The sequence below is a fragment of the Streptomyces sp. NPDC053079 genome (assembly GCF_044546695.1).
In the GTDB taxonomy this organism is placed as follows: Bacteria; Actinomycetota; Actinomycetes; order Streptomycetales; family Streptomycetaceae; genus Streptomyces.
The window spans coordinates 377,663-396,802 of sequence record NZ_JBITZJ010000003.1; the positions used below are offsets into that span (position 1 = coordinate 377,663).

The 19,140-nt window shown below is 71.3% G+C and carries 21 protein-coding genes; 7 read left to right on the top strand and 14 right to left on the bottom strand.

All coding sequences use genetic code 11. The annotated features are described in order from the left end of the window. Positions 1-25: 25 nt before the first annotated feature. From ACIGXW_RS14040 to ACIGXW_RS14075, 8 genes are all read right to left on the bottom strand, one after another. Positions 26-1,732, bottom strand: a complete 1,707-nt coding sequence (locus ACIGXW_RS14040) for an amidohydrolase (protein WP_399573036.1) — start codon at positions 1,730-1,732, stop codon at positions 26-28. 131 nt (positions 1,733-1,863) lie between these two features. Then, positions 1,864-2,787 (bottom strand): oxidoreductase, encoded by a 924-nt coding sequence (locus ACIGXW_RS14045; protein ID WP_399573038.1) that lies wholly within the window; start codon positions 2,785-2,787, stop codon positions 1,864-1,866. Between the two features lie 125 nt (positions 2,788-2,912). After that, on the bottom strand, positions 2,913-4,634 hold the full coding sequence (locus ACIGXW_RS14050) for an acyl-CoA dehydrogenase family protein (protein ID WP_399573040.1): 1,722 nt from the start codon (positions 4,632-4,634) through the stop codon (positions 2,913-2,915). Positions 4,635-4,698: 64 nt separating this feature from the next. Then, positions 4,699-5,256 (bottom strand): PadR family transcriptional regulator, encoded by a 558-nt coding sequence (locus tag ACIGXW_RS14055; protein WP_071967590.1) that lies wholly within the window; start codon positions 5,254-5,256, stop codon positions 4,699-4,701. Positions 5,257-5,381: 125 nt separating this feature from the next. After that, entirely contained in the window at positions 5,382-6,398 is a 1,017-nt protein-coding gene (locus ACIGXW_RS14060) for a lytic polysaccharide monooxygenase (protein WP_399573042.1), read from the bottom strand. Positions 6,399-6,515: 117 nt separating this feature from the next. After that, entirely contained in the window at positions 6,516-7,946 is a 1,431-nt protein-coding gene (locus ACIGXW_RS14065; protein WP_399573044.1) for a cellulose binding domain-containing protein, read from the bottom strand. A gap of 130 nt (positions 7,947-8,076) precedes the next feature. Next, entirely contained in the window at positions 8,077-9,465 is a 1,389-nt protein-coding gene (locus ACIGXW_RS14070; protein WP_399573046.1) for a sensor histidine kinase, read from the bottom strand. Beyond that, positions 9,462-10,172, bottom strand: coding sequence for a response regulator transcription factor (locus ACIGXW_RS14075; RefSeq protein WP_071967587.1), 711 nt, complete (start codon positions 10,170-10,172; stop codon positions 9,462-9,464). The genes ACIGXW_RS14070 and ACIGXW_RS14075 overlap by 4 nt, the downstream gene beginning before the upstream one ends. A gap of 33 nt (positions 10,173-10,205) precedes the next feature. On the opposite strand from ACIGXW_RS14075, the gene ACIGXW_RS14080 reads away from it, so the two are divergent. Both ACIGXW_RS14080 and ACIGXW_RS14085 read left to right on the top strand, forming a co-directional pair. Further along, on the top strand, positions 10,206-10,769 hold the full coding sequence (locus tag ACIGXW_RS14080; RefSeq protein WP_399573048.1) for a hypothetical protein: 564 nt from the start codon (positions 10,206-10,208) through the stop codon (positions 10,767-10,769). A gap of 134 nt (positions 10,770-10,903) precedes the next feature. Continuing rightward, entirely contained in the window at positions 10,904-11,560 is a 657-nt protein-coding gene (locus ACIGXW_RS14085) for a hypothetical protein (protein ID WP_399573050.1), read from the top strand. Positions 11,561-11,629: 69 nt separating this feature from the next. On the opposite strand, the gene ACIGXW_RS14090 is transcribed toward ACIGXW_RS14085, so the two are convergent. Beyond that, complete coding sequence (locus tag ACIGXW_RS14090; protein WP_399573052.1) at positions 11,630-12,133, bottom strand: GNAT family N-acetyltransferase; 504 nt, start codon at positions 12,131-12,133, stop codon at positions 11,630-11,632. Between the two features lie 54 nt (positions 12,134-12,187). Then, a complete protein-coding gene (locus ACIGXW_RS14095) occupies positions 12,188-12,562 on the bottom strand; it encodes a cupin domain-containing protein (RefSeq protein ID WP_399573055.1) in 375 nt (124 codons plus the stop codon). An 86-nt stretch (positions 12,563-12,648) separates the two neighbouring features. On the opposite strand from ACIGXW_RS14095, the gene ACIGXW_RS14100 reads away from it, so the two are divergent. Beyond that, positions 12,649-13,089, top strand: coding sequence for a MarR family transcriptional regulator (locus ACIGXW_RS14100; protein ID WP_071967583.1), 441 nt, complete (start codon positions 12,649-12,651; stop codon positions 13,087-13,089). A gap of 129 nt (positions 13,090-13,218) precedes the next feature. On the opposite strand, the gene ACIGXW_RS14105 is transcribed toward ACIGXW_RS14100, so the two are convergent. Next, positions 13,219-13,776 (bottom strand): hypothetical protein, encoded by a 558-nt coding sequence (locus tag ACIGXW_RS14105; RefSeq protein WP_399573057.1) that lies wholly within the window; start codon positions 13,774-13,776, stop codon positions 13,219-13,221. 295 nt (positions 13,777-14,071) lie between these two features. On the opposite strand from ACIGXW_RS14105, the gene ACIGXW_RS14110 reads away from it, so the two are divergent. Then, a complete protein-coding gene (locus tag ACIGXW_RS14110) occupies positions 14,072-14,458 on the top strand; it encodes a hypothetical protein (RefSeq protein WP_071967581.1) in 387 nt (128 codons plus the stop codon). Positions 14,459-14,468: 10 nt separating this feature from the next. On the opposite strand, the gene ACIGXW_RS14115 is transcribed toward ACIGXW_RS14110, so the two are convergent. Further along, a complete protein-coding gene (locus ACIGXW_RS14115; RefSeq protein WP_399573059.1) occupies positions 14,469-14,828 on the bottom strand; it encodes a hypothetical protein in 360 nt (119 codons plus the stop codon). Between the two features lie 239 nt (positions 14,829-15,067). Between ACIGXW_RS14115 and ACIGXW_RS14120 the strand changes: the two genes are divergently transcribed. Together ACIGXW_RS14120 and ACIGXW_RS14125 are read left to right on the top strand one after the other, a co-directional pair. Beyond that, a complete protein-coding gene (locus ACIGXW_RS14120; RefSeq protein ID WP_399573061.1) occupies positions 15,068-16,621 on the top strand; it encodes a hypothetical protein in 1,554 nt (517 codons plus the stop codon). 317 nt (positions 16,622-16,938) lie between these two features. After that, complete coding sequence (locus ACIGXW_RS14125) at positions 16,939-17,229, top strand: hypothetical protein (protein WP_399573063.1); 291 nt, start codon at positions 16,939-16,941, stop codon at positions 17,227-17,229. Positions 17,230-17,593: 364 nt separating this feature from the next. On the opposite strand, the gene ACIGXW_RS14130 is transcribed toward ACIGXW_RS14125, so the two are convergent. Together ACIGXW_RS14130 and ACIGXW_RS14135 are read right to left on the bottom strand one after the other, a co-directional pair. Continuing rightward, the gene (locus ACIGXW_RS14130; RefSeq protein WP_399573065.1) at positions 17,594-17,977 is read right to left on the bottom strand and encodes a hypothetical protein; all 384 of its coding nucleotides are present in this window, start codon (positions 17,975-17,977) and stop codon (positions 17,594-17,596) included. A 31-nt stretch (positions 17,978-18,008) separates the two neighbouring features. After that, on the bottom strand, positions 18,009-18,713 hold the full coding sequence (locus ACIGXW_RS14135) for a hypothetical protein (RefSeq protein WP_399573067.1): 705 nt from the start codon (positions 18,711-18,713) through the stop codon (positions 18,009-18,011). 158 nt (positions 18,714-18,871) lie between these two features. On the opposite strand from ACIGXW_RS14135, the gene ACIGXW_RS14140 reads away from it, so the two are divergent. Then, a complete protein-coding gene (locus ACIGXW_RS14140; protein ID WP_177338725.1) occupies positions 18,872-19,036 on the top strand; it encodes a lasso RiPP family leader peptide-containing protein in 165 nt (54 codons plus the stop codon). Positions 19,037-19,140 lie beyond the last annotated feature (104 nt).

Below are 19,140 nucleotides of genomic sequence, written 5' to 3' on the forward strand. Positions count from 1 at the left end.
GCATGATCATCAGGTGTCCGAAGGGTCAAATGGTGAGGTCGTCGTGCACGATGTCGCCGCCGACCGCGGTGAAGACGACCGGCATGCCGGGGATGTCGTGCGGGTCGGCGGTCAGCAGGTCTCCCCCGAGCACGCACAGGTCGGCGACCTTGCCCACTTCCAGCGAGCCCTTCCACTCCTCGGCGAAGTCCTGCCAGGCCGCGTCGACGGTGTAGGTGCGGATCGCCTCGGCGAGGCGGATGCGCTGGTCGGGGCCGCTGACGCGGCCGCCGGCCTTGGATTCGCGCAGCATCATCGTGGAGACGCCCTGCCGCCAGTCGGGGAGGGTGACGGGCGCGTCGGATCCGCTGGTGACGGTCACGCCGGCGTCGATCGCGTCCCGGTAGGGCCACTCGTACGCGGCGCGCTGCGGGCCGACGAACTCCTCCTCGAGGTCGGCGACGGTCCACTTGATGGTGGGGTTCATGTTGACGCCGAAGCCGTGCCGGGCCAGGGTGCGCATGCTGCGGGCGGTGAGGAAGTCGCCGTGGATGACGTAGTGCCGGGCATCCGGCCGGGGGTGTGCGGCGTCTGCGGCGGCGAAGGCGTCGACGACCGTGTCGATGGCCCGGTCGCCGGTGACGTGGACACCGGCCTGGTATCCGGCGGCATGCGTGTACCGGATCATCTCCGCGATCTGGGCGACGCGCTCCTCGTCGGTGTCGCCGCCGACGCACAGGGAGCCGCAGCCGCCGCCGACGTACGGCTCGTGCATCCAGGCGGTCTTGTTGACCGGGATGCCGTCGGCGAACAGCTTGACCCCGATGATGTGGAGGCGGCGGGGGTCGGCGGACGGGGGCTCGTCCATGGCGGCCAGTGCCTGTACGAAGTCCTCGGCCGTGCTCGTCATGCCGGAGGGCAGGAGCAGCACGCTGACCCGTGCCGTGAGTTCGCCGTCGGCCAGCAGGCGCCGGTAGACGTCGAGGGTGCTGTGGGCGAGGGCTCCGCGCATCAGGGCGTCACCGCCCGGGCCGAGGCCGGGCTCGGTGTAGCTGGTGATGCCGAGCCGGGCCAGGGTGCGCAGGGTGGCCCTGATCGCTTCGGCCCTCACCTGTGGGGAGAGGGCGGGCAGGGCCCGGTGGACGAGGTCCTGTGCGCCCTCCTGGAGGAGGCCGGTGGGCTCTCCCGCCACGTCGGTGACGATGACCGCCCCGGGCGGGACCGGGGTGTCGCGGTCCACTCCGGACCGTGCGAGCGCCGCGGAGTTGACCCAGGTGGAGTGTCCGGTGGCGGAGTACAGCAGGACGGGGTGGTCCGGGCTGACGGCGTCGAGGTCCTGGCGGGTGGGCAGCCGGGAGGGGTCGGCGACGCATTCGGCGAGGTAGCCCGCGTCCCACCCGTGCCCGGTGATCCACTCCCCCGCCGGCGTCCGCGCGGCCGCCTTCCCCACGGCCTCGGCCACGTCGGCTATCGACCGTACGGCGGGGTGGGCGACGTCGACCGACAGCGGCGGCCGGATCAGCCCCAGGGCACAGCCGTGCAGGTGCGCGTCGTTGATGCCGGGCAGGAGCGTTCCGCCCTTGAGGTCGACGACCCGGGTCCCGGGGCCGGCGTGCGCCATGACCTCCGCCCGCTCCCCGACCGCGCTGATGAGGCCGTCGGTGACCGCCAGGGCGGAGGCGGTGGTGAAGCGGGAGTCGACGGTCAGGACCGAGCCGCCTACGAATACGAGGTCTGCCGGGGTGGCGGGCAAGGCGATGCCTTCCTCTCGGACTGTCAGTGCGGCCGCCGCGGGAGGGGATCCGCGGCGGCCGAGAACACTGTGCGCCCTGCCGGGGGCCGCGCACATCGGTCATTCGACCGATCAAACGCGAGAGGCCGGCGTCACGAGGTGGTCGCTCCCGCTCCGTCCCGGTGGAGGGAGTCCAGGACGGCCAGTTCGTCCTCGGAAAGGCGCAGTGTGCCGGCGGCCACGTTCGCCTCCAGGTGATCCGGGTCGCCGGTTCCGGGGATGGCCAGCACGTGCGGCCCCTGGTGCAGCGTCCAGGCCAGCCGTACCTGCGCCGCGCTCGCCCCGTGCGCCCGCCCGACGGCGAGCACCGCGTCGCTGTCGGCGCCGCTCGCGCCCGCCTCCCGCCCGGCGCCGGCGATCGCGTAGAACGGCACGAACGCGACGCCCTGCTCACCACAGGCACGCACGAACTCGTCATGCTCGGGCCGCACCCCGATCCCGTACTGGTTCTGTACGCAGACCACCGGCGCGATGGCCTGGGCCTCGGCGAGGTGTTCGGGGGTGACATTGGAGAGACCGAGGTGGCGGATGAGTCCGGCTTCGCGCAGCCGGGCCAGTGCGCCGAAACGCTCGGCGATGGAATCGGTGCCGACGATGCGGAGGTTCACCACGTCGAGGTGGTCACGGCCGAGCTGGCGCAGGTTCTCCTCGACCTGGCCGCGCAGCTGCTCCGGGGTGGCGTGGGGCAGCCACGCGCCCGACGGGCCGCGGCCCGGCCCGACCTTGGTGGTGATCACGAGATCGTCCGGGTAGGGGGCCAGCGCCCGGTTGATCAGTTCGTTGGCGGAGCGCAGGGGCGAGAAGTAGAACGCCGCGGTGTCGATGTGGTTCACGCCGAGCTCGACGGCGCGGCGCAGCACGCCGATCGCCTGGCCGCGGTCGCGCGGAGCGGCGTCGGCCGCGAACGCCTCGCCGGTCTGCGGCAGGCGCATGGCCCCGAATCCGATCCGGTTGACCGCCAAGTCGCCCAGCGTCCAGGTACCCGATGCGGCTGCGGTGATTGTCTGTGAGGTCATGCCGGGATCATGTCCGGGATGTGGCTGCCGGGCCATTGATTAAGGCATGTGTGAGGCGACGGGAGTTCCCCCGTGGGGGCTGGACGCCGGCCCGCGCGGTGGCGGGCCGGCATCGTCATTCCGGGTTACGGCGCCATCTCGTACGCCCCCGAGAGCGCCTCGACGCGCTCCCAGACGCGTGCCGAGCGGGCCTCGTCGACGACCGGGCGGCGGACGGCGCCGAGGGCCCAGCGCTGCTGGTCCTCGGTGGCGGAGTCCTTGCCGTGGAGCTCGACGGCGTGCGCGGAGAAGTCGCGGACCAGGACGGCGAACAGCTCGTCCAGCACGTCCTCGTCGAGGCCGGTCAGGCGGGCCTGCTCCAGGATCAGCTGGCCGTGCACGACGAGCGCGAACAGCTGGCCGACGGCGAGGAGGAGGTCGAGGTCGCGACTCTGCTCCTCGTCGGGGGCGGCGGTGGTGACGAACGCGCACAGGGCGTCCGCCTGCTCGCGGAAGCGCGCGACGTTGGGCACGGCGGCGAACGCGTCGTAGGCGGTGCGCCAGTCGTGGAAGCGGATGGCGCCGAGGCCGCGGGCCGGGCCCTGGCGGAAGAGGAAGTCGTCGTCGGCCGCGTCGAGGCGGGTCGGCACGGGCGCGTACTCGGCGGGGTTCAGCAGGTGGTTGCCCATGAACTTGAGGATCAGCGCGAGGTTGACGTGGACCGTGCCCTCCAGCTTCGGCAGGCCCCGGATCTCGGTGGCGGCCTGGGCGAAGTAGGTGTCCTTCTCGAAGCCCTTGGCTGCGATGACGTCCCACATCAGGTCGATGACCTTCTCGCCCTCCGTGGTCACCTTCATCTTCGTCATGGGGTTGAAGAGGAGGTAGCGGCGGTCGTCGGGGCCGGCGGAGCGGAAGTAGTCGACGGCGCGGTCGCTGAACAGCTTCATCCCGACGAGGCGGACGTAGGCGTCGGTCAGCTCGCGGCGCACGTGCGGGAAGGCGGTGACGGGACGGCCGTAGAGGATGCGGTTGTGCGCGTGGGTGACGGCCTCGTACATCGCGTGCTCGCAGATGCCGATCGCGCCGGTGCAGAGGTTGAACTTGCCGACGTTGACGGTGTTGAGCGCGGCGTCGAACGCGGCGCGGCCGGTGTGCAGGACGTCCTCGGCGGCGACCGGGTAGTTCTCCAGGCGGAACTCGCTGACGTACTTCGAGGAGTCGACGACGTTCTTCACGAGGTGGTACGCCTCGTGGCGGCTGTCGGCGGCGAAGAAGACGTAGCCGTCGGGGCCCTCGACGTCGGTGCGGCGGCCGAAGACGGAGACGAGGCCGGCGGCGTTGCCGTTGCCTATGTAGTGCTTGGAGCCGCTCGCCCGGAAACCGCCGTCGCCGTCGGGCTCCAGCAGCATGTCGGTGGAGTAGATGTCGGCGCCGTGGGACTTCTCGGACAGGCCGAAGGCGAACACCTCGCCCTGGGCGAGGAGTTCGGCGGCACGGGCACGGGCGGCGGCGTTGTCGCTCTGCCAGACCGGTCCGAGGCCGAGGATGGTGACCTGCCACGCGTACCAGTAGTCGAGCCCGTAGAAGCCGAAGATCTCGTTGAGGGCGGCGATGCGGGCGGTGTCCCAGCGCTTGTCCTCGTTCCCGTCGGCGGCGGAGGCCGGGGTGAGGAAGGTCGCGAACAGCCCCTCCTTCGCGGAGAACGCGAGGAAGTCCGCCAGCCAGGCGCGGGAGCGGTAGTCCTCGATCAGCTTGCGCTTGCCGCGCTCCTCGAACCAGTCGACGGTGGCGCGCAGCAGCCTGCGGGTCTCGGCGTCGAAGTGCGCGGGGTCGTAGGTGCGCGGGTTGAACAGGAGCTGGTCGGTCATGGGGGTTCGCCTTTCCGGCTTGAAGGGTGAGAAGACGTGGGTGGCTGCGGAGCCGGCGCCGGGGTCAGCGCTCGCGGCGGATGCGGTGGAGGGTTTCGAGTACGTCGTCGAGCCAGGCGAGCGTCATCCGCTCGTAGGCGATGCCGCCGCGCAGGACGACGTGCTGCAGCTCCCGTCCGGCGTCGGGCGTCCCGGGTGCCTCGGGGCCGGTGAAGTCGCGCAGCTCCCCCGCGAGGTAGTGCGCGAGCCGGTCGGTGTGCGCCTGGTGGTGCCGCTCGACCTCACGGATCAGCGCGGCCGGGTCGTCAAAGGCCGCGCCCCGGATCTTCACGGCCAGGTCGTGCCGGACACTCTCGGGCTCGATCGGTTCGTGGAGCCAGCGGGAGAGGGCGGCCTGCCCCAGGGCGGCGACGGAGTACTCCTTCTTGTCCGGCCGGCCCTGCTGCGGCACCTCGCGCACGTCGATCCAACCGTCGCCCTCCATGCGCTTGAGGACGCGGTAGATCTGCTGATGGGTGGCGGTCCAGAAGTAGCCGATGGACCGCTCGAACCGCCGGGCCAGCTCATAACCGGACCCCGGCTTCTCCAGCAGGGAGACGAGGATCGCGTGCTCGAGTGCCATACCCCGGATCCTGCTATGCAACTCGTTTCATAGACAAGCGTCTGCCGCCCGGGTGAGACGCGTCTCACCCGGGCGGCAGGAGCCACCCTTCTCAGATATTCGCAAAATTGAGCAAAACGGGATCCTTAGGCACGGTTCCGGATCGAGCGTCGTCGCAGGGCCAGAAGAAGGATGGCGGACCCGGCCGCCAGGACCCCGGCACCCCCGACCGCCAGCACCGTCGTACGGCTGTCGCCACCGGTCTCGGCGAGGTGGCCGCCCTGGGCGGCCGGTGCGTTGCCGGTCGCCGGAGCGTCGCCGGTCGTCGGGGCGTCGGCGGCCTTCGCCGCGGAGTGGGGCTCGTGCCCGTCGCCGACGTGCCCGGGGCCGCCGTTGCCGGGGGCGCCCTCACCGGGGCCGTCCCCGCCGTGTCCGCCGTGGTCGACCGTCGACTTGGCGGCCAGCTCGGCGATCTGCTCGTCGCTGGGAGCGGCCGCGGCCGGCGCCGACGCCTTCGTCGCCTGCGCCTTCCCGCCGAGGTCCACGTCGGAGCACGTGTAGAAGGCCTCGGGGCTGTCCGAGCGCTGCCAGACGCTGTAGATCAGGTGACGGCCGGACCGCTTCGGGACCGTACCGTCGAAGACGTAGCTCCCGTCCTTCAGGGTGGGGTTGGTGACCTTGGCGAACGGCTTCGCCTCCAGGTCCGCCCACTTCAGCGGCTTCTTCGGGTCGTAGCCGTCCTTCGTGATGTACAGCTCGAACGTGCCACGGTGCGGGGCGGTCGCCCGGTACCGGAAGGTGTGCTTGCCCGCGGCCAGGTTCGTGCCCGGCCAGTCGGCGCGCGGTATGTCCAGTCCCTTGTACTTGTCACGGCCCGCGCTGCACAGCTTGCCGTCCGGGATGATCTGACGGTGGCGCCCGGCGGCGTCGCCGATGTTGACCTCGTTCCAGTCGTAGAGCGGCTGGGTGCCGCCGGCGGCGACCATCGCCTTGCAGGCGGCCGTACGCGGATGCTCGGGCCCCTCCGCGAAACAGGCGGACACCCGGCTGACGGGGTCCGTCATGGAGCCGTGCGCGGCCGCGGGCCCGGCGGTCAGCGCGGTGAGGACGAGGGGGACGGTACCGAGCAGCGACACTCGCAGGGCCGTGTGACGCATGCGCATGGGGGTCTCCTAGTGGGTGAGGGGGTGGCCCCGCACGCCGGCCTGTGGTGGGGGGTGCCGTGCGTGCGGGGCGGTGTGGGGGGGAAGTGTGTGGGGGGAAGTGTGGGGGGAAGCGCGTCAGGTCTGGCCGGCCGCGAACGCCTTGGTGAAGGCGAACTCGTCCTGCGCGATCGAGCTGCAGGTCGCGGAAGCGGAATTCTGCGCACCGCCCGGGCACGGCTTGTCGCGCGTGGCGGACCACATCGACAGCCAGCCGATGCCCTTGGACCGGGCGAACGCCGCCAGCCGCGTCGCGTCGTCGACCTTGAAGATCTCGGCGGCCACGTCGTTGACGCCGATCATCGGGGTGACCGCCAGGGCCTTCCAGGCGGCCTGGTCGCTCAGCCCCAGCACGCCCTTGACCTGCGCGTGCGTCGCGGTGGCGGCGTCGATCGCGTACTGGCCCATGTCGCCGTTGAACGACGATCCGTAGTCCATCGCCATGATGTTGACGGCCGCTATGGACACGCCGTTCTTCTTGGCGTTCTCCACCAGCTTGACGCCGTCCTGCGTGAGGCCCGTGGGCATCACCGGCAGGGTGAAGGACACGTCGAGGCCGGGGTGCTTCTTCTGGAGGAGGGCGATGGCCTGGGCCCGGCGCGTGTTGGCCGCCGTGTCGGGCAGTGCGCTTCCCTCGATGTCGAAGTCGACCTTGGTGAGCTTGTACGCGTCCACGACCTTGCCGTACGCGGCGGCCAGCTCCTCGGCGGAGGAGCAGACGAGCCCCAGTTCGGAGCCCGCGGCGCCGCCGAAGGAGACCCGTACGTCGCCGCCCGCCTCGCGCAGCGGAGCGATCTGCCGGGCGACCGCGTCGCTGCCGAGGTCGCTCACGCCGCCCCACTTGGGGGTGCAGCCGCCGCCGGAGGTGATGAAGGCCAGGTTGAAGTTCTTCACGCCCGTCTTCCGGGCGGTGCCCAACAGGTCGTAGGCGGGGTAGAGGGAGGTGTCGACGTACGGGGCGAAGGCGGCCTTCGCGCCGCCGGGGGCCGGGCTGGTCGGAGCCGGGCCGGTCGGGGTCGGTTCGGGGCGGGACGGGCCGGAGGTGGTCTGGCTGGGTCGCGGGGCGGGGTTCTCGTCCGCCGAACACTTCGCGCCGTTGATCCGGCAGTTGACGGGCACGGTGGGGGCGCTCGTACTGGTCGCGACGAAGCCGACGGTCACCGAGGCGCCCGGGGCGATGGTTCTGTTCCAGCTCTCGGGCTCGACGGTGACGCCGCGGCCGCTGACGGTGTGCTTGCCGTTCCACAGGGAGGTGATCTTCGCACCCTCGGGGAGGTCGAACGTCAGCTTCCAGCCCGGCAGTTCCTTGCCCGTGCCGTTGGTCAGTACGTACTGCCCGGTGTAGCCGCCCGACCAGGTGCTGCCCGTGGAGAAGGTCACGCCGACGGAAGTGGCCTGTGCCGTGCCGGTGAGGGTGAACGCGGCGCCCGTCGCGATCGCCGCGGCGACGCCGATGCCGGCGAGCCTCGCCTTGCGGCTCACTCGTCGGCGGTGTGCGGAGGAACCCATCGCGTGCCTGCCTGTTCTGACTGGGGGGTAGGTACGGGCGGCACGCTAGCGAGAGCGAACCGGGCAAATCGCCGAATCGCGGTCCGGGGCAGGCTTCTTATGGCGGGCTTAAGGTACGCATGGGTGGGCGTTAATGCCGGGGCCTGCGCCGCACCCTCCGACGGCGTTCACGGCGTCGCGGCTCGCCCCCGTTCAACGCGAGCCACACCCGCACCTCCGTTCCGCCGAGCACCGACCGCCCGATCCGTACGTCGCCGCCCGTGGACTCCGCGACCCGGCGCACGATGTCCAGGCCGAGACCTGTGGAGCCGGGGCCTCCGGCGCCGTGGCCACGGCGCAGCGCGGCGTCCGGGTCCGCGATGCCCGGGCCCGCGTCGGAGACGAGCACGATCACGGCCTCGTCGCTGTGGTGCACGTCGACCGCGAACGCGGTGCCCTCGGGGGTGTGCCGGAAGACGTTGCCGAGCATCGCGTCCAGCGCGGCGACGAGTTCGGGGCGGGCGACGGGGATCCGTACGGTCGCGTCGACACCGGCGAGGCGTACCGTTCGACCTTCGTCCTCGGCGAGTGCGGACCAGAACGCCATCCGGTCACGGATCACTTCACAGGCGTCGCAGCCGAGGGTGGGACGCTCCTTGTGCTCGCCCTGCTCGCGGGCGGCGCGGATCAGCTGGTCGACCTCACGCTCGAGCTGCGCGACGGCGGCGCGGGTCTGGTCGGCGGCCGGGCCGTCACCGAGCGATGCGGCGTTGAGGCGCAGGACGGTGAGCGGGGTGCGCAGCCGGTGCGAGAGGTCGGCGGCGAGCTCCCGTTCGTTGGAGAGCAGCTGCACGATCTTGTCGGCCATGGAGTTGAACGCGACGGCCGCGGCGCGCAGTTCCGCCGGCCCGTCCTCGCGTACGCGCACGCCCAGCTTCCCCTCCCCCAGCTCGGCGGCGGCCTTGGCGAGCCGTTCCGCCGGGCGCACCAGGCGCAGGCCGAGGCGGTCCGCGGTGGCCAGGGAGCCGACGACCAGACCGAGGCCCACGCCGGCCAGGATCACCCAGGAGGTGGTGACGCCGTTGCCGACCGCGCGGTGCGGTACGTAGACCTCGACCACCGCGAACTCGCCGGTGCTCAGGGCCGTCGGCTGGAGCAGGGCGTAGCCTCCGGGCACGGAGGTGACGGCGGAGCGGCCGCGGCGGGCCGTCTCCACGTCGCGTGGATCGGCCCGTCGCCGGCCGATGTCGTACGCCTCGTGCGGGTCGGGGCCGGTCCCCTTGCGCGTGCCGTCGGTGCCCGGTACGTGGACGGCCATGCGCCCGTCCCCGCCGGCCTGCGAGCTGGCGACGGCCCGTTCCAGCTGGTCGCGGTCGGTGGTGATGGCGAGTGCGGGCCGGATCTGGGCCGCCTGCCGTTCGGCGTCGGCGAAGGCGCGGTCGCGGGCCAGCTCCTTGACCACCAGCCCGAGCGGAACGGCGAAGGCGAGCACCACCATCACGGTGACGGCCAGCGACACCCTGATGAGCGCCCATCTCACGGCTGCTCCGGTGCGGTCGGCGGCTCCAGCTTCACCCCGACCCCGCGCACGGTGTGCAGGTAGCGCGGCCTGGCCGCGGTCTCGCCCAGCTTGCGGCGCAGCCAGGACAGGTGGACGTCGATCGTCTGGTCGTCGCCGTAGGACTGTTGCCAGACCTCGGCGAGGAGTTCCTTGCGGGGGACGACGACGCCCGGGCGGCCGGCCAGGTAGGCCAGCAGGTCGAACTCACGGCGGGTCAGGTCCAGTGCGGCGCCGTCCAGTTCGGCCAGGCGTCGCAGTGGGTCGACGGACAGGCCGCCGATCCGCAGCGCCGCGGACGGCACCGGCTCGCCCGCGGCGCCGGCACTGCCCGTGCGGCGCAGCACGGCGGCCATGCGCGCCGTCAAGTGCGCGACGGAGAACGGCTTGACCAGATAGTCGTCGGCTCCGTCGGTGAGCAGCCGGATGATCTCCGCTTCGTCGTCCCGCGCGGTGGCCACGATGACGGGCACGTCGGTGATGCCGCGCAGCATCTTCAGCGCCTGCGCCCCGTCGAGATCGGGCAGCCCCAGGTCGAGGATGACCAGGTCGAAGCCCACCTGGGCCACTTCGCGCAGCGCCTCAAGAGCGGTTCCGACGCTGCGTACGGTGTGCGAAGCCTCCGTCAGCTGCCGGATGAGGGCGGAGCGCACGAACGGATCGTCCTCGACTACGAGCAGTCTTGCCATGGCCCGCACCGTACGCCATTCGAGTGAGGCACTATGAGCCAGGTGAGGCGAGGAATCATGCAGGCCCTGGCGTGGGCGCTGGCGACCGCGGTCGCCATGGCGGTGTCCTGGTACGGGGTACGAACCGTTCTGGCGGGCACGGCCTACGAGCCGCCGCGCGCCCTGCCGATCTCCGGCACGGCGGCGCCGTCGGCGGGCCGGTCGGCGGGGCAGTCGGCCTCCTCGACCCGCGCCCCCGGGCCGCCGGCCTCTCCGCGCCCGGGCGCTCCGGCACCGTCCGCGACGCGCGTCGAGCCCACGGTCTCGCTCCCGCCCACGGCCGGTGCCGGTGTCGGTGCCGTGCAGAGCCCGGAGGCCCAGACTCCGTCGGCCGCCGGGGAGGTGAAGAGTTTCCCGGTCCGGGGCGGGCGTGCGGTCTTCGATCTCGGCGAGAGCTCGGCCGCGCTCGTCTCGGCGACGCCGGACGAGGGCTGGCAGATGCGGGTGTGGAAGCAACGCGAGTGGATACGGGTGGACTTCGCGGCGGGCACGAGGACCACCTCCGTGTTCGTCACCTGGAACGGCCACCCGCCCCAGGTCCAGACCGTGGAGAACTGACCCTTTCGACACTCCCGCGTCCGGGCGGTCGGCAGTGCGCGGAAGCGTTCGGGGCGGCTGGTTGGTGCCCTCGACACGCGGCGGGGCGGGCATGACACTTCCCGCGACGCTTCGTCCGAGAAGGGAGCTCCAGCGTGATCCATCTCAGTGAGACCCTGGCCCTGCAGACGGTCGAGGACTTCCTCGACGCGAACGAGCTCGCCCAGTTGGTCAAGATCATGGACGCCGAGCACGCCGCCACCGGCTGGAAACCCCGCTCGCAGGCCGACGTCATCGCGGCCCCGGGCCAGGCACAGGAGATCCTGCGGGCCGCCACCACCCGTGCGCTGCCCGTCCTGCGACGGGTCCTCCCCTCGGTCACGGCGCATGCACCGTGGGCGTACACGGAGCTGACCGTGGGGCAGGAGGTTCCCGCTCACCTCGACGGAATCCCGGATCCCGCCGTCCGGCCGCGCCGGCTGGGGCGCATCGGGGTCGTCCTCGACGGGCCCGGCCGGGGCGGCGAGTTCTACGTCGAGACCACTTCCAGCCCCGTCATCTGGTCGGGGAAGGAAGTCGGTGAGGAGGAGGGATACGCGCCGGGTACGGCGCTGACCCATCGGCTGCCGCACGAGCGTGCCCACTACTCCGCACCCGACTGGCTGCGTGACGCGGTGCGCACCCGTTGGGTCACCGCCACGCCGCCCGGTGTCGCCGTCGCCTATGGAGCTCAGGTCCTCCACGGCGTGCTGCCCGTACGCGCCGGCCTGCTGCGCAAGTTCGTCACCGATCTGACCGACGGCATCGGCTGAACCCGGTCGGCTCCCGGGAAGCACCGTGGGCCGGCAGGTGGTCGGGGGCGTGGCGGAGCAGCCGGGCCGTCAGCTCGTCGCGCTCAGGTCCCGGGTGTAGCGCGTCCCCGGGCGGCCGTCCAGCATAATCTCGCCGACCGGTACGAATCCTGTCCGGGCGAGCACGGCTCGCGAGCCGGGGTTGTCGAGCGTCGTCACAGCCCGCAGCGCGCTCAGACCGTACTGTGCGGCGGCGAGGAGACACGTCTGGCGGACGGCGGTCGTGGCGAGGCCCTGGCGGGCGGCCTTCTCGGCGATCCGGTACCCGAGCTCGGCCGAACCGTCCGCCACGTCGATCAGGTTGACCCGCCCCAGCACCTCGCCGTCGCTTCCCACCAGCACGTGGAAGAAGTGCAGCCCGGCGGCCTGTTCCGCGAGCAGGGCATCGTGCCGGGCGTCGAAGTCGGCGAAGTAGTCGTCGCCGCGGTCCGGTATCGACGCCGCGAAGTAGGCCCGGTTCTCCTGCTCGAACGCGAGCAGGGCCGGGGCGTGATCGAGACGAAGGAGCTGAAGTTCGGGCTTGAGTTCGGGCATGGGAGAACCCTACGGCCGGATCCGCCCTGTGGTGCGCGGCCGGCGCCCCTCGCCCTAGTTGGCCCAGGGCGGCGTGATGATGCTGCCGTCGGCCAGCTCGGCGCTGAGGCCGACGCGCGTGGTGACCCACATGTGCGCGGGCTCGTCGGTCGTATTGGCCACCGCCAGCGCGGCGCCTGCCGGAGCCACCGCCGCGTCACCGGCGCCGAGTTCGGCGACGTCGCCGTCGATGGTGAACCGCAGCCGGCCGGACAGCACGTAGAAGGCCTCCTCGTGGCTGATCACATGTGCCGGACCCACCGTTCCGGCCGGGATCTCACCGCGCCAGGCCGCGAGGTCCCGGCTTCCTGTGGCCGGCCTGACGTAGGACGTGAAGCGGACGCCGTGGATCTCGTGCACCAGGGCCTCGTTGCTGCGGATGAAGGGCATGCCGGTCTCCTCATGGACGCAATGAAACACATAGACAAGCTGCTTGCCCATATAGACAAGCAACTTGACCAGTTATAGTCAAGCCCATGGATGACGCCCTGGCCTTCTCCGCGCTCGTGCTCGCACTCTCCGGACAGCTGGTCCAGAAGATCCACGCGCGCGTGTCCCAGGAAGGATTCGAGGACCTGCGGCCCGCGCACGGCTTCGCCTTCGCCCGCATCTCCTTCGGCGACGCCACCACGGCCGATCTGGCCGAGCACCTGGGGGTGACCAAGCAGGCGGCCGCCCAGCTGGTCGAGGAGCTGGTCCGCAAGGGGTACGTACTGCGCCTCCCCCACCCCCGCGACGCCCGCGCCCGGCTCCTGGCGCTGAGCGAGGACGGCTGGGCCGCCACTCGCGCCGCCGATCAGGCGGCCCGGGCGGCCGTCGCGCCGTGGCGTGAGGCGCTGGGCGAGGAACGCTTCAAGGAACTCGTCGCCGACCTGACCCGACTCGCACCGCAGGGGCCGATCCGCCCCGCCTGGTGAGCCGACGACCACAGACGGCTCGCGGCCCCGCGCACGGGGCCGAACACCATGATCCGGCCGTCTTCTCGGAATGCAGCGTAAACACGCATGACGAAGCCATCCGGAATCGGGACTGCAGTGGCCCGGCGTTCACACCGTGATGTCCGCTCGGCGGCGGGCGGTGCGGTGACGGCGGTGGTAGGAGACGGTGACGGCGGCGAGGAGCGGGCCCCAGAGGATCAGTGGTTGGTAGAGGATGCCCACGACGAGGTTGCCGGTGTGCGTCATGTCGTCGTGCGGGTAGGTCCACCACCAGGGGACGTCGGCCCAGAGCGCGGTCATGACCAACGCGCCGAGGGCGGCGGGAACGACGGCGGCCATGGGGCGCACAACGCGCCCTCCGATCAGCGGTATCCACCGGGGCACGACCTCGCCCCACGGACGTACCAGCCCGACCGTGAGGAAGGCCGCGAGCTCACAGATCACGCTGAGGGCCAGCATCCAGGCCTTCGCGCCGATCGACTGGAAGTCCTCGAAGCCGGCATCGGTGTAGCCGGCCGGGTACCCGAGCACCAGGGCTATCCGCCACAACCCGCTCGGCAGGACCACCCACGGTGTCAGGCGTGCGGCCCGGACCGCCCAACGGGGCGGCGCTGCCGAGGAGGTGAGGGTGGTCTCGGCTGTGGGGACGGTCGCGTCGATGCTCATGTCAATCATCGTCGCGTGCGGCCCGGCCGGCTTCATCCGCCTGCGCGGTCGACTCGCACTGCCACGAGAACGAGGCCGGGACGGCGGCTCTCCCCCGGACGGGGGAGGTCATCATCGTCCCCGGGGCGCGAGCGCAGCTCCGCGACCGAGCACGTAACTCGTGATCTTTCCGTGCGTTGGTCCGTCCGGGGCTCCGCTCATCCGATGAAGCCAGACTGTGGGGCCCCGCCAGACATGACCGACGGGGCCCCGACGCCGTGCGCCGGGGCCGGGAAGAACGACGAGGGCGCTCACCATGCACGACGTCATCAGGAAAATCATCGCGGGGATCGCCACGACGGCTGCGGCGATCGGCTGCGTCATCGTCTCCGGGCCTCCGGCGGCGGCCGCGGGCAAGTGGTGCAACAACTCGGTCTGCATCGAGACCTACGACACGGGCACCTACCTGGGCAGGGTGGAGGTGTCGGTCGTCAACACCAATCAACCGCACCGCATCAGCGCCCGGGTATGGACCACCAACGGCTGGAGCGCCAGGACCAAGGTCGAGGACGTCGCCGCCTTCAGGACGTACCGGGACCAGGCCTACCCCCAACGGCACTTCCCCGCGGGCACCAGGCTCTGCGCGGAAGGCTTCCGCGGCGGAGCGAGCGTAGGCCTCCCCTGCGTCACCCTCACCAACTGAGGGTCTTCCCCTAAGGCGCCGAACGGCGCGCGGTCAGTTTCCTGATGGCCCACCCCGTGACGGCGAGTGCCGTGCCGGAGCCGAGACCGGCGACGAAACCAGGCAACGACGCGCGCAGGACTCCGTCGACCGTCAGGTCGGGGGGCTGGGTGGCCGGCGCCATGGGGTGGGTGGCGCCGGGGGATGCCGGGGTCGCGGAGGACGGTGGGGACGCGGGCATCTCTTGGGCCCGTGCCGTGCTGGCGGGTGCCATGGCGATGAAGACGGCCAGGAGGGCTGCGTGAGGGCGGGCACGGTAGCTCACCGGCGCCGTCTTGTGGCGGGTTTGGCCGGGATGGGCGTGCCGGGTGTGCTGCTTCCTAGGATGCATGGTGCCCCTTGGTGGGTGTGGACCGGGCCGCCGTCCCCTGCTGCCCAGCTGGTCTGCGGCGGCCCGGTCGTATCGAGGCCGACGGCGGATCACCGGTCGGCCTCTACCAGTCGACACCCTGGCAAGGAGTGGCTTACGTGCTCTTACGAGTGAATGGTTGTCACATCACCGCCGGTGGGGCCCGTGTGATGTCAGCATCGTGATTCTCTGAATGTTCTGACAGCAGGGAGCCCTCGGCCATGCCCGTTCGGACTGCGGCTGAGCAGGGGCCCGGCGGCGCTCTGCTCCGCCTGCGCGACGCGGTGCGCGCGCTGCACAAGGAGGCGGGCGAGCCGTCATACCGCGTCATCGCCGACAGCATCGGCGCGGACGAGGAACGGACGGCGACAGCGTCGCACAACACCGTCGGCGACGTGCTCACCTGCAAGCGGCTGACCCGCTTGGAGACCCTCAAGCTCGTGGTCTTACAGCTGCACAAGGACGGCAAGGACCCGCGACCGCCCGACGTGGTCTGGCCCCGCTTCGAAGCACTGTGGCGCGAAGCGAAGCAGGAGAGGGACTACCTCGCTCTCCCGGCACCGGTACAGGCGTTCACCGCCGGCCTTCGCAGCAAGGTGATCGACCCGCTGGGCGGCGACTTCGACGACATCAGCGAGCGGCTCAGCGCGGCGGCGGGGTCCGGTGGCGACGACGCGTTGTCCGCTGCCGTGCTGAAGGCGGTCTGCGAAGGCACGCACCTGCCCGGGCGGCACGAGATCGGTCGCCTCCTGCACCTGCTGGGCCAGGACGGCCGGGACCTCCCGCGCGAGGACCGGCAGGCGTTCATGGTGTCCTATTACGACATGCTCCGCGCCTGCGCCCCGCACCGGTACGCGGACTGCATGCTGCAGGACGAGTGCGAGGCCCAGCGTCAGTTCCGCAGCATCCTTGAGGACCGATTGCACGCGCTCCAGCGCCGGCAGGAGCAAGGACCGAAGCGGGAGCTGCGCGAGGCCGAGCACCGTGTCGCACCCGCCCGGCGTCCGCAGATCGACGCATGGCTGCTGAAGGACGAGCTCGATCTCGAGCGCCGGCGGACCAGGGCCCTGCGGGCGAATCTGGCCCGCCAGCAAGAGCACATCAAGAGCCTCAAGGGCAGGCTGTCCGAGACCGAGGACGCGGCCGCACGGGCACGCAAGGACACCGCGGACGCCCAGAGTCTGGTTCTCGACATGCGCAGCCAGCGGGACGAGCTCGAGCGCACGAACGCCGAACAGGCCGCGCTCCTCGAGGTCTCGGCCACGATGGCCTCCGCCGCCGAGCACGTCCCACCGCCGCTCATCCCGAACGTCCCCATGACGGGATGGGACTTCACCGCCTGGGGCGAGTACGTCCAACGGGGCGCGCTCGACAGTCGCACTCCCCCCGGCAACGTGGACGACGGCTACCTCGTGCACGCCTACCCGCCCGAGGGGTGGGATCCCGGCTATGACCCCTACTGCCTCCTAGGCCCGCTGTATCCGCCCTCCTCCTGGTCGCCCACGGCCCCGTCCGACGTCGCGCCTCCCGAAGGCACGCTGGCGACCGCGTTGCCCAGCCACCTCGGCGTAGCGACCTTCCCCACGCTGTCAGCGTCCGTCGCCGTGTCATATGTGACAGCACATCCGGAACCGGGACACGAGGACCCCGCCGGAGCACCGGTCGAGGCCATCGCTCCGGCGCCCGAGCTGCCGCTCCCCGCGCCGAAGGGGCCGCTCAAACTCCTCCGGGGAGTCCTCCGCCGCGGCAAGGGCCGGCACGCTCGACGGAAGTAGCGGACGCCACGTCCCTGCCCAGCCCGGCGCCGGGCCGATCCCGACACTCTCCACGCCCGGGCTGCCCCACCCCCCACCCCATGACGCTTGGCCGTCGATGGCACAAAGTGGCGGAGCAGGAGATCGATAACGACCATGCGCGTGCCCGGTATTGGGGATTATTTGTTCGTTCGGGCAACGCTGCCCTTTGCGGTTCGTCATGTTGGCGTATCGAAGTCTTGGCCCGGTAGCGTCCTGGGAAACGAGAAAGCCCTGGCCGGCCGTCAACCAGTTGCCAGGGCCCTCTTGCCTTGTCCATCTCGATCCCGGAGGGTGCTATGCCTCCTGACCGCACGCTGCTACAGGCCGTTTCCGGCGCCGCGCCGCATTGGGCCGACCGTAACATCCCGCGCCATGGCCCCGGCCAAACCTGGGAAGTCCGTTACCTGACGACAAGCTTTCAGGGAACGGCATTCCTGGCGCTGCTCGTGGTCGGGCTGATGCTCATCTTCTCGCCCGATGCCGTCCGTGCGGCGGCTGCCACAGCCGCGGCACCGGCCCCGGTCGTCGCCGTGCTGGCGTACGTGGACCGCTCCTGCCTGCGTTGCCGACGGCCGCACGGCATGTAAGGCGGCACTCGCTGTCGGGCCCGTGGGAGGGGAACGCCGGCCCGACAGCACCCGCGTACCGCCGTCGACTCCGGCCGGGTCCGACCGCCGGTCCCACGAAACCCGCAGGCAGAGCAAGCACCCCGAAAGGGCTACCCCCGAGATGATGAACGGTGCGGGCAGCACGGCGACCTGCCACAACCCGGCCTGCTCCAGCCCCATGGAGACCTCCACCAGGTCGGGCAGGCCGAGGAAGTACTGCAGCGACACCTGCCGTAGGGCCTATTACCGGGCCGGTGCGGCCCGTAGGACGTCACCTGACGCCGAGCGCCACGACCAGTACGTCCAGCAGATCCTCGACGAACTCGGGCAGCGCGTCGACCGGTTACGCGACCTCGCGCACGCCGACCGCACCGGGCTCAGCGGGGCCGACTCCCTGCGTTCCCAGACGCTCGCGCTGCTCAAGGGGTCCGCGGAGATCAGCAAGGACATTCAGGACCTGGACGCCGCCATCGCCCAGCAGGCCCGGGACCGGGGCATCAAAGTCGTCGACATCGCCAAGGCCCGCAACATCTCCGCCGACAAGGTCAGCCGGGACTGGCCTGCCGACAGCATCGACCGCCGCATGAACCAGCGCCAGCAACGCCGCACCAGCAGCACCCTGCACGGCAGCGCCGACGCCCACGACCTGGCGCACGAGGCCCTGTACCTCCCCGGCCGTTACCTGCCCGGCGAGGAGCTGGAGCCGGGCCTTTCCGGGCACGGTCACGACTTGACCGAGGGCCCGCCGTCACCTGTCGTCAGGGCCTCACGCCCCGGGGGTGAGCCGCGCCCTGATCCCGTCGCCCTGGCGGTCCGCAGCTGTCGGGCGGTGCCAGAGCGGCCTCGATCCGGGCGGTCAGTTCTCCGCCGAGGGAAGGAACGTAGCGACCGGCCCACTGCTCCACGAGCGAGAGGAACCCGCGAAGTTCATCGCGGACGGTCCCCAGCATGCCGGGCAGGTCGGCCAGGGCGAGCTCTATGGGGTCCGTGGAGGGCGCTTCATCCGCATCACCGCCGTCAGGCCACAGCCGGATGGCGTGCCCGGCCTGCCCGGCGGGCTCGATGCGTGGAGAGGGGTCGTGGCCGAGCCAGGGGAGGTCACCGTTCGGGATGCCGAACCACTCGTGCCAGTCCTCCAGCCCGCAGCAGCACCCGGGGTTCACGGTGACGCCGGTGCCGGTGTCACGGAGGCGCACGCCACCTCGTGCGATGGGGTGGTCGGTAGTGATCAGGCGGCGCACTCGCTCGGCGGGGTCGGATGCGGGGCGATCGTCTTCGAGGCCGTGGTCGTCGTCGGAGTCTCCCGAGTTGTAGTCGGTCAGGATCGCCATGGCCGTACCGACCTCCGGCATCGACATCCGCCCGGACAGAGCCAGGAAGCCGTAAGGGGGCAGGGCGGCGACAGGCCATAGAGCGAAGTCGGCGACGTCGATGGTTTCCAGGACAGCATCCGCGATCAGCACCGACCCAGTATCGGCGCGCCCGGTCGCCCGACGCACGCCCTTTTCCGCGCCGGTGCGCGCTTCGAGCCGACTCCTACAACCGTGCGATCACGTACACAAAGTCCCCCATGGGTAGGAATGTCCCCGACGGCACGTTCTCTTCGGAAAGGAAACGGACGATGGCGGATCTCACGGTGACGCGATCCGGTGGCCCGGGCCCCGACGCGTCGGTGTACGAGCCCCCGGTGCTGGTCGAGGTCGGGGACTTCTCCGCCCTGACGCTCGGGTGGCCCGAAGGAAACGTCCTCGAAGAGGGCGGCGAAGGTCTGCGGTGGTGGTTCTAGAGCCCCGCGGCGCGCGTACCGAAGATGCTGGATGGAGTGTGGTTCACCGTAGTGCCCGATGGGCAGGCGGCTCGTACCGCGGCACGTGTGCTGCGCCCGTCGGC